The sequence below is a fragment of the Streptomyces sp. NPDC005803 genome (genome assembly GCF_040630435.1).
In the GTDB taxonomy this organism is placed as follows: domain Bacteria; phylum Actinomycetota; class Actinomycetes; order Streptomycetales; family Streptomycetaceae; genus Streptomyces.
Map to the genome: position 1 here is coordinate 208,920 of NZ_JBEXXO010000004.1, position 13,478 is coordinate 222,397.

A 13,478-nucleotide genomic window follows, 5' to 3' on the forward strand; every position below is an offset into this window, starting at 1 on the left:
CGCAGCAACGAACCGGGGAGGCACTCGCGTGCCTCCCCGGTCCGAGGTCCACCCGTACGGGTGAGACGGATGTCAGCGCTTGCGCACGCCTTCGGCGAGGTCGGCCGCCAGGGAGCGGACGGCTTCGAGACCGGCCGCCTCGTCCGGGGCGTCGAGCATCCGCTTGACGAAGGCGGAGCCGACGATGACGCCGTCGGCGAAGCCCGCGACCTCGGCGGCCTGGGCGGCGTCGGAGACGCCGAGACCGACGCAGACCGGGAGGTCGGTGGTGGCGCGGGTGCGCCGCACCAGGTCCTGGGCCTGTTCGCCGACGGAGACCCGGGTGCCGGTGACTCCCATCAGGGACGCCGCGTAGACGAAGCCGGAACCGGCCTCCGTGATGGTGGCGAGCCGCTCGTCCTTGCTGCTGGGCGCGACGACGAACACGGTCGCCAGACCGTGCTTGCCGGCGTGCTCGCGCCACAGCGCGGACTCCTGGACCGGGAGGTCGGGCAGGATGCACCCGGCGCCGCCCGCCTCGGCGAGTTCGGCGGTGAAGCGCTCGACGCCGTACCGGTCGATCGGGTTCCAGTAGGTCATGACGAGGATCGGGATGCCGGTCGCCTCGTGTGCCTCGCGGACCGTACGCATCACGTCGGCGATCCGGACACCGCCGCGCAGGGCGATGTCGTCGGCCGTCTGGATGACGGGGCCGTCGAGCACGGGGTCGCTGTGCGGCAGCCCCACCTCGACGACGTCGGCGCCGCCGGCCGCCACGGCCTTGATCGCCTCGATGGCGCCGTCCACGGTCGGGAAGCCGGCGGGCAGGTACGCGATCAGCGCGGCCCGGTTCTCGGCCGCGGCGGCGGCGAGAGTGGTGTTCAGCAGCTCGATGTTGCCGCTCACTTGACGTCCCCCTCGATCTCGGCGCCGTCGCTGTCCGCGTCGGCCTCGACGGCCGCGTCGGCGTCGTACAGCCCGAAGTAGCGCGCTGCCGTGTCCATGTCCTTGTCGCCGCGGCCGGACAGGTTGACCAGGATCAGGCCGTCCTTGCCGAGCTCCTTGCCGACCTCCAGGGCGCCGGCCAGCGCGTGCGCGCTCTCGATGGCCGGGATGATGCCCTCGGTGCGGGAGAGCAGGCGCAGCGCCTGCATGGCCGCGTCGTCGGTGACCGCGCGGTACTCGCCCCGGCCGATGTCCTTCAGGTAGGCGTGCTCCGGGCCGATGCCCGGGTAGTCCAGGCCGGCCGAGATGGAGTACGGCTCGGTGATCTGGCCCTCGTCGTCCTGGAGGACGTAGCTGCGCGAGCCGTGCAGGATGCCGGGCTCGCCCTCGGTCAGGGTCGCCGCGTGCTCGCCGGTCTCCACCCCGTGCCCGGCGGGCTCGCAGCCGATGAGGCGGACGCCGGCGTCCGGGATCAGGGCGTGGAAGAGCCCGATGGCGTTGGAGCCGCCGCCGACGCAGGCGACCGCGGCGTCCGGCAGCCGGCCGGTCCGTTCCAGGATCTGCCGCCTGGCCTCGACGCCGATCACGCGGTGGAAGTCGCGGACCATCGCGGGGAAGGGGTGCGGGCCCGCGACCGTGCCGAAGAGGTAGTGGGTGCGGTCCACGTTGGCGACCCAGTCGCGGAACGCCTCGTTGATGGCGTCCTTGAGCGTGCGGGAGCCGGACTTCACGGCGATGACCTCGGCCCCCAGCATCCGCATGCGCGCCACGTTCAGCGCCTGCCGCTCGGTGTCGATCTCGCCCATGTAGATGGTGCATTCGAGGCCGAAGAGCGCGCAGGCGGTCGCGGTGGCGACACCGTGCTGGCCGGCTCCGGTCTCCGCGATGACGCGGGTCTTGCCCATGCGCCGGGTGAGCAGCGCCTGGCCGAGCACGTTGTTGATCTTGTGCGAGCCGGTGTGGTTGAGGTCCTCGCGCTTGAGGAAGATCCGCGCGCCGCCGGCGTGCTCGGCGAAGCGCGGGACCTCGGTCAGGGCGCTCGGCCGGCCGGTGTAGTTCACCATGAGCTCGTTGAGCTCCGCGGCGAAGGCCGGGTCGGCCTTGGCCTTGTCGTACTCGACGGCGACCTCGTCCACGGCGGCGACGAGCGCCTCCGGGATGAACTTGCCGCCGTACGCGCCGAAGTACCCCTCGGCGCTGGGAATCAGACCCTCGGGGTCCGGAATGAAGAAGTCGGACGACATCGCGATGTGCTCCTCGGCATGGCATCGGGTGGGTTCACCGTAGTGCGCCGTGAGCGGAGCGCCGCCGCGGCCGTGGCCGGGCGGATGCGGTCGTGCGGGTCCGCCGGGGGCGGGGCCGCGACGGCCGGGGCTCGCTCTACTGCGCGGGCCCCGTGCGCCATCGCATGCCGTTGACCTGACCGGGCTCGTCACCGATCACGTACCGCACCCGCCGTCCGTGCACGCGGCGCGCGGGGGCGCGGCAGCCGCGGGGGCGGCAGCCGCGCGCCAGCGGCGCGTGCGGGTCCCGGCCCGTGGCCCCGGCGGGGCGCAGGCCCGCCGGGGGACGGGACGCGGAACGGTCGGCGGTCACGGGTGCGGTCAGCTCCGTCCGTGCCGGAGCGCCGGGTGGGCGCCGGCGGCGACCAGGTCGGCGACGGCTCCCCGCGGGTCGCGGCCGGTGACCAGGGATTCGCCGACCAGCACGGCGTCCGCACCGGCGTTGGCGTAGGCGATGAGGTCGTGCGGGCCGCGGACGCCGGACTCGGCGACCTTGACGATGTGGTCGGGGATCTCGGGGGCGACGCGCTCGAAGGTGGAGCGGTCGACCTTGAGGTCCTTCAGGTTGCGCGCGTTGACACCGATGATCTTCGCGCCGGCGTCCACCGCGCGCTCCGCCTCCTCCTCGTCGTGCGCCTCGACCAGCGGCGTCAGGCCGATGGACTCGGCCCGCTCGATCAGGGAGACGAGGGCCTCCTGGTCGAGGGCGGCGACGATCAGCAGGGCGAGGTCGGCGCCGTAGGCGCGTGCCTCCCACAGCTGGTACGAGGTGACGATGAAGTCCTTGCGCAGGATCGGGATGTCGACCTTGGCGCGGACGGCCTCCAGGTCGGCCAGCGATCCGCCGAAGCGGCGCTCCTCGGTGAGGACCGAGATGACGGACGCGCCGCCGGCCTCGTAGTCCGCGGCGAGCGCTGCCGGGTCGGCGATGGCGGCAAGGGCGCCCTTGGAGGGGCTGGAGCGCTTGACCTCGCAGATGACGGTCACGCCCTCGCCGCGCAGGGCGGCGACTCCGTCCTTGGCCTGGGGAGCGCGGGCCGCGCGTTCCTTGAGCTCGTCGAGGCTGACGCGCGCCTGCCGCTCCGCGAGGTCGGCGCGAACGCCGTCGATGATCTCGTCGAGCACACTCACGCGAGAGGCCCCCTTCCGGGACGTTGACAAGGGAACAGGTCTGCCCCTGCCGATGGTATCCGCAGGAGGCCGATGGGCCCGCATCCGGCCGACGGATGTCCCACTACCTGGGCATTCACGGAGCCAGCGCCGATCCGAACGGCAGGTTCCGGATGACGGTGAAGGCCACCAGCACGCATCCGACCGCCCACCAGTGCACCGGCCGCGGTTCGATCCGCAGCGGCCGCCCGGCCGCCGCGCGGACCATCCAGAGGACCCAGATCACGGCGAAGGCCGCGTAGCCGATGACGGCGAGGGCGTTGGAACCGAGGGCGGCCGCGAGGTCGCCGTGGGCGACGGCGTGGGCGCTGCGCAGTCCCCCGCAGCCGGGGCAGTAGACGCCCGCGAGCCGGAGCAGCGGACAGACCGGGTAGTGGCCGGGCTCGTTGGGGTCGACACTGCCGACGTACGCGAAGGCCCCGGCGACGACCGCGAGGACGGCGGCCGGGGTGGCGATCCGTCGCAGCCGCGAGGCGGGGACGGGGGCGGGCGGGAAGAGCGGCGGCGGCCCGTGGCCGGGCGGCGGCGGGGCGGGGGCCCGCACGCCCTGCCCGGGTGCCGGATGCGCACCCGGCACCGGCTGCGCGCCCGGGGGCGCGGTGGCGGCCTGCGGGGGCGGGCCGGCCACCTGCTGCGGGCCGTGGCCGGGCGCAGGAGGCGGGCCGGTCATCGGCTGCGCGCCCGGGGGCGGCGGGGCGGCGGCCGGTGAAGGCGCGGCGGGGGAAGGCGATGCGTCCACTCGGTGATTGTCGCCGCTGATACGGAAAGGCGCAGCCCGGATCGGGCTGCGCCTTGCGTGCGTGCGGTGCGGGGACCGGTTCAGGAGGTCTGCGCCTGGCCGGCGCGGGCCCTGGCCGCCGCCTGCTCCGCCGACTCCTTCGGCATGCCGAGGCCGGCGGCCTTCATCGCGAGGCCGACGATCCCGCCGATGAAGACGACGGCGATACCGGCCCAGAAGCCGAGCGGGTTGGCCGCGACCATGAAGACGCCCGCGACGCAGAAGCCGATGAAGGCGATGATGACACCGGTCCAGGCGGCCGGGGTGTGTCCGTGGCTGCTGCCCGCCATGAGTTGCTCCTCGTTGGTGTTGCGCTGTTGGTATCGCTCGGGGTCGCCGCAGCCGTGTCGCCGTGGGTGCCGCTGTGCTGCGAGCTCACGGCCATTGTCCCGTACGTGCGGGCACGACGTGAGCTGGGGGGTCATGCCTCGCGCGTCGGGTCCTCGCCGCGGTCCAGGGCCTTCCACAGCTCCTCGGGCCGGTCGGGGTCGGGGGCGGCGCGGCGGGGCTTGCGGGGGCGCGGGGTGCCGTCGCGCTCGTACCGTCCTGACATCGTGGGCCAGCGGCTGCCGAAGCGCAGCGCGAGGAGCCCGGCGAGCAGGATCAGCAGTCCGCCGGCCGCGGTGACGTAGGGCCAGGCCGTGTGGCTCAGGGCCTCGATGGTGGCGGAGCTGTCGCCGGTGGACTGGGCGGCCTTCTCGTCGAGGGCGGCGCTGTCGGATGCGCCGAGGTAGGCGCTCACGGCGGCGCCGAGCCCGCTGAGGGCCAGCAGTCCCGCGACGGCCAGCCGGCCTGCGCCGCGGACGGCGAAGACGGCGACGAGGGCCGCCAGGCCGACTATGGCGAGGGCCGCGGGGAGGCCGGTGACGTCCTGTCCCTCGGCGCTGAGCGCCAGGGCGCCGCCGCCGGCCGCGGCCTTGCCCTCGGCCCAGATCTGCCCGGAGGCGAGCAGGACGACGGTGGCGCCGGCCGCCCCGAGGAGCAGGCCGGCTGCCAGGCTGCGGCGGCTTCCCGCGCTGTCGGGCGCGGCGGCGGCTTCGGCACGGGGCTGGGGTACGGGGACAGCGCTCACGTACCCCACTATCCCTTACGCCCCCGGAACGGCCGACCGCCCCCCTCGCGCGGGGCCGCCGCCGAGCCGGTTGGCGGTGTGCACGGCGCGCAGCACCGCCGCGGCCTTGTTGCGGCACTCGGTGTCCTCGGCGACCGGGTCGGAGTCGGCGACGACGCCGGCGCCGGCCTGGACGTAGGCCGTGCCGTCCCGCAGCAGTGCGGTGCGGATCGCGATGGCGGTGTCGGAGTCCCCGGCGAAGTCGAGGTAGCCGACGCAGCCGCCGTACAGGCCGCGGCGGGTGGGTTCGAGCTCCTCGATGATCTGCAGGGCGCGCGGTTTGGGGGCGCCGGAGAGGGTGCCCGCCGGGAAGCAGGCGGTGAGGACGTCGAAGGCGGTGCGGCCCTCGGCGACGCGGCCCGTGACGGTGGACACGATGTGCATCACGTGCGAGTACCGCTCGATCGACATGAAGTCGACGACCTCGACGCTGCCTGGTTCGCAGACCCGTCCCAGGTCGTTGCGGCCGAGGTCGACGAGCATCAGGTGCTCGGCGCGTTCCTTCGGGTCGGCGAGGAGCTCGTCGGCGAGCTCCTGGTCCTCCTGCGGGGTGGCGCCGCGGTGCCGGGTGCCGGCGATCGGGTGGAGCATCGCGCGGCCGTCCTCGACCTTGACGAGGGCCTCGGGGCTGGAGCCCGCGACGTCGAAGCCGTCGAAGCGGAAGAGGTACATGTACGGCGAGGGGTTGGTGGCGCGGAGCACCCGGTAGACGTCCAGCGCGCTCGCCGTGCACGGGGTCTCGAAGCGCTGGGAGGGGACGACCTGGAAGGCCTCACCGGCCCTGATGCGCTCCTTCACGTCCTCGACGGCGTCCTGGTACGCCTTCCCGCCCCACAGGGCGGTGTAGGGCGGGAGTTCGGAGGGGGGCAGGGCGGCCGGGGTGTTCTCGACGGGGCGGCGCAGGTCCTGCTCCATGGCGTCGAGCCGGGCGACGGCGTCGGCGTGCGCCTCGTCCACGCCCGTGGCCAGGTCGTTGTGGTTGATCGCGTTGGCGATCAGCAGGACGCTGCCGTCCCAGTGGTCGAGGACGGCGAGGTCGGAGGTGAGCAGCATCGTCAGCTCGGGGAGCTTCAGGTCGTCGCCGCCGCTCTCGCCGATCTTCTCCAGCCGGCGCACGATGTCGTAGCCGAGGTAGCCGACCATCCCGCCGGTGAAGGGCGGCAGCCCGGATTCCGGGTCGTGCGGGGTGTGCAGGGTCTCGATCGTCGCGCGCAGCGCCTGGAGCGGGTCGCCGTCGACGGGGACGCCGACCGGCGGGGCGCCGAGCCAGTGGGCGGCGCCGTCGCGGGTGGTGAGCGTGGCGGCGCTGCGCACGCCGATGAAGGAGTAGCGCGACCAGGTGCGGCCGTTCTCCGCGGATTCCAGCAGGAAGGTGCCGGTGCGTTCCCCTGCGAGCTTGCGGTAGAGACCGACCGGGGTGTCGCCGTCCGCGAGGAGCCGGCGGGTGACGGGGATGACGCGCCGGTCGACGGCCAGCTTGCGGAACGTGTCGAGGTCCATGGCGGCAGACCCTACTGTCCGAGGGGGGTGTCTCGCCGACCAGGGTCGGACCGGGCCGCGGCACCCGGCGCGGTGCGTCGCACGGCGCCGAGGCGTCCTGACCGGGAAGCGATCAGGACGTTCCGGCGACGCCGCGAGGACCTCCTGCGGGGAGGACGTCGGCGTCGAAGCAGGTGCGGTCGCCCGTGTGACAGGCGGCACCCGTCTGGTCGACCTTGACGAGGACCGTGTCGGCGTCGCAGTCCAGGGCCACGGACTTGACCAGCTGGATGTGACCGGAGGTGTCCCCCTTGACCCAGTACTCCTGGCGGCTGCGCGACCAGTAGGTGCAGCGGCCGGTGGTGAGGGTGCGGTGCAGCGCCTCGTCGTCCATCCACCCGAGCATGAGCACCTCGCCGGTGTCGTACTGCTGGGCGATGGCCGGGACCAGTCCGTCGGCGCCGCGCTTGAGGCGGGCGGCGATGGCGGGGTCGAGGTCGCTGGCGGGCCGGGGCGTGCCGGGCGTGGGCGTGCTGGTCATGTGTCCATTGTGCCGTGGAGGTGGGGGCCGTTCGGGCGTGCGTCCACTGGGCGGACGGGGGACGGCGGTCGTACGCTGGCGGGCATGTCGACTCATGCGAAGCGCGAACGGCTCCTGCTCGCCGACCTGTTGGAGGCCGTGGGCCCGGAGGCCCCGACCCTCTGCCACGGTTGGACGGCCCGCGATCTGGCAGCCCATGTGGTGGTGCGGGAGCGGCGGCCGGACGCGGCGGCCGGGCTGGTCATCGGCCCGCTGAAGAACCGGCGTGAGCGGGTGGTGACCGAGTTCACCGAGAAGCCGTACGAGGAACTGATCCAGCTCATCCGTACGGGTCCGCCGAAGATGTCCCCGTTCGGGCTGAAGCAGCTGGACGAGGTGGCCAACACGGTCGAGTTCTACGTGCACACGGAGGATGTCCGCCGGGCGCAGCCGGACTGGTCGGCGCGGGAGCTGGACCCGGTGTTCGCCGACGTCCTGTGGTCGCGTACCGAGAAGGCGGCGCGGGTCCTGGGGCGCAAGGCCCCGGTGGGGCTGGTGCTGCGCCGCCCGGACGGGCAGACGGTGGTCGCGCACCGTGGGGCCCCGGTGGTGACGGTGACGGGCGAGCCGGGCGAACTGCTGCTGTTCGCGTTCGGGCGCCAGGACGCGGCGCGGGTGGAGCTGGAGGGTGAGCCGGAGGCGATCGGCCGGATGACGACGGCGAAGCTCGGCATGTAGTCCGGCGGGCCGCGCGGTCAGCCCGGGAGTTCCGCGCGGCGCAGCGGGGCGAGGAACAGGCCCGTCACCACCCCCGCCGCGCACAGCGTGGCGCTGGCGACGAAGACGGGGCCGGTGCCCCAGAGCGCGACGGCGGCGCCGGTGACGGGGTAGCTGAGCGGCGCGAGGGCGTGGGTGAAGAGCGTCGAGACCGATGTGACCCGGCCCAGGTAGGCGGGGTCGGCGGCGGTCTGGGTGAGGGCGCCGCACAGGGCGCCGCCGAGGCCGACGAAGAGCCCGATGAGGAGCGCGACGCCCGCGGCGAGCGGCACGGAGGGCGCGTACGCCAGGGCGGCGATGGCGAGGGCGCCGACCAGCACGGTGAGGCACATGACGAGTCCCGCCCGGGGGACGCGGCCGCGGACGGTGAGCAGCAGGGCCGAGGCGCCCGCGCCGATACCGAAGGCGGCCACGACCCAGCCCATGCCGGAGGCACCCCAGCCGCGTTCCTCGCTGAGCAGGATCAGGCCGAGGTTGAGCGGTCCGACGAAGCCGAGTTCGGTGACGGCGACGACGAGCATCAGGGGGCCGAGCAGCGGGTGGCGGCGGATGTGGCGCAGCCCGTCCGCCAGTTCTCGCCAGGCCGTGCCGGCGGGTTCGGCCGCGCTCCCGTCCTGCGCCTCCGCCGGCAGCGGGCTCATCCGGACGGCCAGCAGCAGCGGCAGCGAGAGGGCGAAGAGCACGCCCGCTGCGGCGAAGGCGAGGACCGGTCCGCCGAGGGCGACCGCGACACCGCCGAGCGGGGCGCCGACGACGGTGGCGGTGCGGGTGGCGAGGCCTCGCATCCCCTGGACGCGGGCGAGCTGGGAGGCGGCGGTGAGCCGCGGTGGCAGGGCGCCGACGGCGGGCAGGAAGAGGGCGTCGGCCGCGCCGAAGACGAGTGCGACGGCGATCAGCATCCACACCGTGGGCGAGGTCAGGAGCAGTACGCCGGCCAGGCCCAGGATGACGAGGCAGCGGGCCGTGTCGCTCGCGACCACGACGCGGCGCGGTCCGAACCGGTCGGCCAGCACTCCCCCGCCGAGCAGCAGCACGGCCCGGGGTATGGAGCCCACGGCGAGCACCAGGCCGGTCTGCGAGGCGCTGCCGGTGCGTGCGGCGGCCCAGGCGAGGGCCATGTAGTAGACGCTGTCGCCGATCGTGGACGCCGTGTAGGCGCCGAGCCAGCGCAGCACGTTGCCGTCGCGGTGGGCGGGGCGTCCGGGGGCCTGGGCGGTGGTGAGGGTGACGGTCACGGAGTCGTCCTCTCGGGTGGCCACGGGTCAGGTCCGGAACGGGAAGCCGTAGAGATGCAGTGCGACGTTCTCGCGGTTCTCGGTGTCGCCGGCCTCGTCGCGGGCCCGGCCCTGCTCCTCGTACCGCTTGACGACCTCGTTCAGCTCGCGTTCGAGCGCGGCCAGCTCCTCGGCGGTCAGCCGGGCCAGGTACTCCGAGCTGAAGGAGCTTCGGCGCCACTGCGGCGGCCAGCTCCGGTTCACGTCGAGGTAGCCGCGGTACAGCTCGATGTGCTGGTCGAACGAGAGCCGGCTGACGGCCGTGTGAGTGGCGGCCTTCTCGGGCGCGTCGCTGAAGTCCTCGTCGTGGAAGCTCAGCCCCTTCGAGGCGGCCTGCCACCAGCGCTCTCGGCCGTCCTTGCCCTCCCGCTCGGCTTCCTCGATCAGGCCGTGGTCGGCGAGCTTGCGCAGGTGGTAGCTGACGAGCGAGACGGCCTCGTCGACCTGCTCGGCGAGCTGGGACGCGGTGGCCTGCCGGGCGATGTAGAGCGCCCGGTACAGCTTCATCCGCAGGGGGTGTCCGAACGCCTTGAGCGTGCCGAGGTCGGACACCCGGCGTGATTCGTTGCTTGCCATGCCCTCCACGGTAAGTAGGAAAGAAAACTTGCGCAATATCTATTGCGCAATAAAAGTTGTGCGCCTCGGCCTGCGGGCCGGCCCCGTCCGCTCGTCCCGGCCGGTCCGGGAGCCCAGGTACCCCAGGAGGAATCCGGCCGGGATCGTGACCAGCCCCGGTGTCTGGAGCGGGAACCAGTGGAAGTCGCGGGAGGGGAAGAGCGCGATCGGGGTGCCGGAGAACGCGGGCGAGAACACCATCAGGAACACGATGAGCGGAAGCGTGCCGTAGACCGTCCAGCGCACACCGCGCGCGTTGAACCACGGCCGGAACAGCGCGTACAGCAGGACCGGCGGCAGTACGGACGCGGCGGCGGCGAACGACAGCGAGAGCAGCACCTGCGGATTGCGGTCGTGCGTGTACGTCGACACGTAGACGGCGAGCGCGCCGGTCAGGACGACGGCCAGGCGGGCGCGGAGGATCTCCCGCCCGGCGGACCGGTCGGACCGGGCGGCGGTACGGGCCCGGGCCTTCGCCGCGAAGTCGCGGGCGACGGAGGAGGCGGCGGCCAGCGTGATGCCGGCGACCGCGGCCAGGGTGGTGGCGAACACCGCGCAGGCCACGAAGGCGAACAGCAGGCTCTCGCGCGGCCCCTTGGCGCCCGGGTCGAGTGCGCCGGTCACCAGCAGCAGCGCGGTGCCGCCCCCCGGGTCGGCGGCCTGAATGATCTTGCGCCCGAGCAGGGCGGACGCGCCGAGCCCGATCACGACGACGCCGGCGCACAGGAACGCCACCGGGGCGGCCGCCCAGACGGTGGCGCGGCGCACGGTCCAGCTGTCGCGCATGGGGTGCAGCCGCATCATGATGTGCGGCATGCAGGCGGCGCCGAGGACCAGGGTGAGCTGGAAGCCGAGGAGGTCCAGGGTGCCGGCGAAGGTGTGGCCGAACTGCAGGCCGGGGCGGGCGTAGTCCGTGCCCGCACCGCTGCCGTGCTGTGCGGCGTCGAAGAGGGTGAACGGGTTCCAGCCGTAACGGGCGAGCACCAGTCCGGCGAGCAGGGTCACCGCGGCCAGTACCACCGCCACCTTGACGATCTGGATGTAGCCGGTGCCGCGCATGCCGCCGACGGCCGAGTAGCAGATCATCAGGGCGCCGCTGGCGACGGTGCAGCTGGTGAGCGCGCCGTCGGGCAGCCCGAACACGGAGGCCATGACCCGGCCCGCGGTGGCCAGTTGCACGAGCAGCAGGGGGGTCAGGACGACCAGGGTCGTGATGCCCAGGGCGCGGCGTACGGTCGGGTCGCCGAGCCGGTCCGCCAGGAAGTCGCCGAGGGTGAACACGCCTTTGCGGCGCATCGGTTCGGCCAGGATCCGCATGACCAGCACCAGGGAGGCGACCGTGGCGACGGCGAAGAGGACGCCGTCGAAGCCGGCGAGGGCGACGGAGCCGGTGGTGGAGAGCAGGGTGGCGGCCGAGATGTAGTCACCGGCGATGGCCAGCCCGCTCCCGGCCGGGCCGAGGGCGGAGCCGCCGCCCGCGTAGAAGTGTTCCGGGTCGTCCTGGTCCGCTGCGGCGAGCCCGCACAACAGGAGCGACACGGCGACGAATCCGAGGAAGACGACCACGGCCAGCGACCGGGCGTCGAAGCCGCCGCTCACCGCCCGTGTCCCGGGGCCGGGGCACGGGTGGCGGCGGCTGCGCGGGCGCGCGCGGGGGCGCGGGGCGCAGAAGGTGTCGGGGGCGCGGGAGACATGCCGGTTACGGCATCAGCCGCCCGGGTCCGCGTACAGCGGGACGGCCGCGGGCGCTGCGCGGGTACAGGCGGTACGGGCGAGGACTGTGCGCGAGCACATCGCCGACCGGTGACGGGTGCCGCCGGGTGCACCCGCTCGGCTGCGGGGGCGGTGGGGGCGGTGGGGGCGGGCCCCGGGGGAAGGCCCGGGCGCGCCTGCGCGGACCGCCGACGGAGGCACGCCTGCGCGGACTGCCGACGGAGGCGCCCCTGCGCGGACCGCCGACGGACGCCCCTCCATGGGGGGAAGGCACGGCGCACGCACCCGCGCCTCCGCCGGCGGGGCGGGCCGGCGGAGGCGCGGCGGTCGTCAGCCGGTCCGGAGGCGCGGCGGTCGTCAGCCGTTCCGAAGGCGCGGCGGTCGTCAGCCGGTCAGGAGGCGGCGGGCCGCCAGGGCGAGGGAGACCTCGACCGCGTCGGACGGGCGGGTCAGGCAGCGGCCGGTCAGCTGCTCGAAGCGGCGCAGCCGGTTCAGAACCGTGTTGCGGTGGCAGTAGAGCCGGGCCCCCGCCCGCTGGGCGGAGCCGTCCGAGTCGAGCCAGGCCGTGAGCGTCTCGATGATCACGTCGCGGTCGGCCGGATCCAGCCGGTCCAGCGGCCCCAGCACCCGCGCGGCCAGGGCAGAGCCCAGGCCCGGGGACGAGACGACCAGGGCGGCGGGCAGTTGCTCGTCGAGCAGGACGACCCCGCCCCCGGCGGGGCAGGCCCGCAGGGCGGTCTCGGCGAGCCGCCGGGCGTCGCCGACGGCGGCCAGCCCGTCGACGACGGAGCTGATGCCGACCCGGGTGCCGGGCGGGGCGGACAACCCTGCGGCCAGCGCGGCGAGTTCCGCGTCCCCGTCGACCGCACCGGCCGGCGCGCCGGGCGGCCCGTCGCCCCCCTCGGCCGAAGCGGATCCGGTGGCCGCCGTCTCGGCGAACGGGGCGCCGGGTGCCGCCGCCCCGTCCCGCGAGGCCAGCGGCAGGATCGCGAACTCCGCGTCCGGGCCCGGGTGCCAGAGCGCGTCCGTGCCGGCGGGCAGGGTCATCGGCGGCCGCGCCGCGCCGTGCGGGGCGCGGCGGGCGGTGGAGACCGCGAGCACCGCGTATCTGCCGTGCTCCGGCAGCCCCAGCATCGCGGCGGCGTCCGGCAGTTCGGCGATCTGCGCGGTGCCGTCCAGCAGCGCCGCCGTCATCAGGCGCTGGCGGTTCTCCCGCCGCCAGGAGAGCCTGCGCTCGGTCTGCCGGTAGGCCTCCGCGACGACGCCGCAGTGCTCGTCCACGAAGTTCCAGACGTCCGCCGCGACATGCACCAGCAACCGGATGTCCTCGGGGTGGCGGCGCGCGGTGTCGTCCACCAGTTCCTGCCAGACCATCGCCCCGCCCATCCGGAAGGCGTGCAGGACCGCGTCGAGCGGCAGGCCCTGCTCGGCCCGGGCCTCGCCGATGCGCCGGGAGGTGCGGTGGGCGGCGTCCCGGAACTCCCGGGGCTGGATGAGCGATCCGACGTTGTGCCGCAGCGAGTGGTGCACCTCCTGCCAGATCTCCGCCGCGTCGGCCTCGATGGCCGAGCGGTAGGCGGGTTCCTGCTCGCGCAGCGCCTCGACGAGCCGGTCCGTCAGCTCCGGCAGGGCGTCGATCAGCACCCGGGCGGCCCGGTGCAGTACGGCGACGGCCTCGCGATCGGCCAGCGAACGGAAGCGGCGCGGCATCGGCGCGACGGGGGGCGGCCCGTGCAACGCCCTGACCCGTGAACGTACGACCTGCGGCATGGCGGCCTCCACCGGGATTCGGCCGGCTCCGGAAAACGGCCGGCTCCGGTTCACCCAGCCCGGC

Annotated in this window: 14 protein-coding genes; 1 reads left to right on the plus strand and 13 read right to left on the minus strand. The window is 74.4% G+C overall.

Features of this window, described 5'->3' with window-relative positions:
* Positions 1–72: 72 nt before the first annotated feature.
* From trpA to hisI, 9 genes are all read right to left on the minus strand, one after another.
* Positions 73–885, minus strand: coding sequence for a tryptophan synthase subunit alpha (trpA, locus tag ABZ454_RS08150; protein ID WP_356314986.1), 813 nt, complete (start codon positions 883–885; stop codon positions 73–75).
* Positions 882–2,168 carry a tryptophan synthase subunit beta gene (gene trpB / locus ABZ454_RS08155; protein ID WP_356314989.1) on the minus strand — a complete coding sequence of 429 codons (1,287 nt, stop codon included), beginning with the start codon at positions 2,166–2,168 and terminating at the stop codon, positions 882–884. Before trpB ends, trpA begins: the two co-directional genes overlap by 4 nt.
* 136 nt (positions 2,169–2,304) lie before the next feature.
* Complete coding sequence (locus ABZ454_RS08160) at positions 2,305–2,481, minus strand: tryptophan synthase subunit(beta) (RefSeq protein WP_356315262.1); 177 nt, start codon at positions 2,479–2,481, stop codon at positions 2,305–2,307.
* A gap of 47 nt (positions 2,482–2,528) precedes the next feature.
* Positions 2,529–3,338 (minus strand): indole-3-glycerol phosphate synthase TrpC, encoded by an 810-nt coding sequence (gene trpC / locus ABZ454_RS08165; protein ID WP_356314992.1) that lies wholly within the window; start codon positions 3,336–3,338, stop codon positions 2,529–2,531.
* A 115-nt stretch (positions 3,339–3,453) separates the two neighbouring features.
* Positions 3,454–3,921 carry a DUF2752 domain-containing protein gene (locus ABZ454_RS08170; RefSeq protein WP_356315265.1) on the minus strand — a complete coding sequence of 156 codons (468 nt, stop codon included), beginning with the start codon at positions 3,919–3,921 and terminating at the stop codon, positions 3,454–3,456.
* 275 nt (positions 3,922–4,196) lie between these two features.
* Positions 4,197–4,445 (minus strand): HGxxPAAW family protein, encoded by a 249-nt coding sequence (locus tag ABZ454_RS08175; protein ID WP_356314995.1) that lies wholly within the window; start codon positions 4,443–4,445, stop codon positions 4,197–4,199.
* Positions 4,446–4,576: 131 nt separating this feature from the next.
* Positions 4,577–5,236 (minus strand): TIGR02234 family membrane protein, encoded by a 660-nt coding sequence (locus ABZ454_RS08180; RefSeq protein WP_356314998.1) that lies wholly within the window; start codon positions 5,234–5,236, stop codon positions 4,577–4,579.
* A gap of 6 nt (positions 5,237–5,242) precedes the next feature.
* Positions 5,243–6,766, minus strand: a complete 1,524-nt coding sequence (locus ABZ454_RS08185) for an anthranilate synthase component I (protein WP_359536565.1) — start codon at positions 6,764–6,766, stop codon at positions 5,243–5,245.
* Positions 6,767–6,878: 112 nt separating this feature from the next.
* Positions 6,879–7,286 carry a phosphoribosyl-AMP cyclohydrolase gene (hisI, locus tag ABZ454_RS08190; protein ID WP_359536567.1) on the minus strand — a complete coding sequence of 136 codons (408 nt, stop codon included), beginning with the start codon at positions 7,284–7,286 and terminating at the stop codon, positions 6,879–6,881.
* Between the two features lie 84 nt (positions 7,287–7,370).
* On the opposite strand from hisI, the gene ABZ454_RS08195 reads away from it, so the two are divergent.
* Positions 7,371–8,003, plus strand: a complete 633-nt coding sequence (locus ABZ454_RS08195) for a TIGR03085 family metal-binding protein (RefSeq protein ID WP_356315007.1) — start codon at positions 7,371–7,373, stop codon at positions 8,001–8,003.
* Positions 8,004–8,020: 17 nt separating this feature from the next.
* On the opposite strand, the gene ABZ454_RS08200 is transcribed toward ABZ454_RS08195, so the two are convergent.
* From ABZ454_RS08200 to ABZ454_RS08215, 4 genes are all read right to left on the minus strand, one after another.
* A complete protein-coding gene (locus ABZ454_RS08200) occupies positions 8,021–9,277 on the minus strand; it encodes an MFS transporter (protein WP_359536568.1) in 1,257 nt (418 codons plus the stop codon).
* A 27-nt stretch (positions 9,278–9,304) separates the two neighbouring features.
* Complete coding sequence (locus ABZ454_RS08205; RefSeq protein ID WP_359536569.1) at positions 9,305–9,892, minus strand: helix-turn-helix domain-containing protein; 588 nt, start codon at positions 9,890–9,892, stop codon at positions 9,305–9,307.
* A 39-nt stretch (positions 9,893–9,931) separates the two neighbouring features.
* Entirely contained in the window at positions 9,932–11,530 is a 1,599-nt protein-coding gene (locus tag ABZ454_RS08210) for a cation acetate symporter (RefSeq protein WP_359536571.1), read from the minus strand.
* Positions 11,531–12,028: 498 nt separating this feature from the next.
* Positions 12,029–13,414, minus strand: coding sequence for a helix-turn-helix domain-containing protein (locus tag ABZ454_RS08215; protein ID WP_359536572.1), 1,386 nt, complete (start codon positions 13,412–13,414; stop codon positions 12,029–12,031).
* Positions 13,415–13,478 lie beyond the last annotated feature (64 nt).

Coding starts and splice junctions, on each gene's coding strand:
- trpB (WP_356314989.1), bottom strand. CDS start 2,168: ATGTCGTCCGACTTCTTCATTCCGGACCCCGAGGGTCTGATTCCCAGC.
- ABZ454_RS08175 (WP_356314995.1), bottom strand. CDS start 4,445: ATGGCGGGCAGCAGCCACGGACACACCCCGGCCGCCTGGACCGGTGTC.
- ABZ454_RS08185 (WP_359536565.1), bottom strand. CDS start 6,766: ATGGACCTCGACACGTTCCGCAAGCTGGCCGTCGACCGGCGCGTCATC.
- hisI (WP_359536567.1), bottom strand. CDS start 7,286: ATGACCAGCACGCCCACGCCCGGCACGCCCCGGCCCGCCAGCGACCTC.
- ABZ454_RS08195 (WP_356315007.1), top strand. CDS start 7,371: ATGTCGACTCATGCGAAGCGCGAACGGCTCCTGCTCGCCGACCTGTTG.
- ABZ454_RS08205 (WP_359536569.1), bottom strand. CDS start 9,892: ATGGCAAGCAACGAATCACGCCGGGTGTCCGACCTCGGCACGCTCAAG.
- ABZ454_RS08215 (WP_359536572.1), bottom strand. CDS start 13,414: ATGCCGCAGGTCGTACGTTCACGGGTCAGGGCGTTGCACGGGCCGCCC.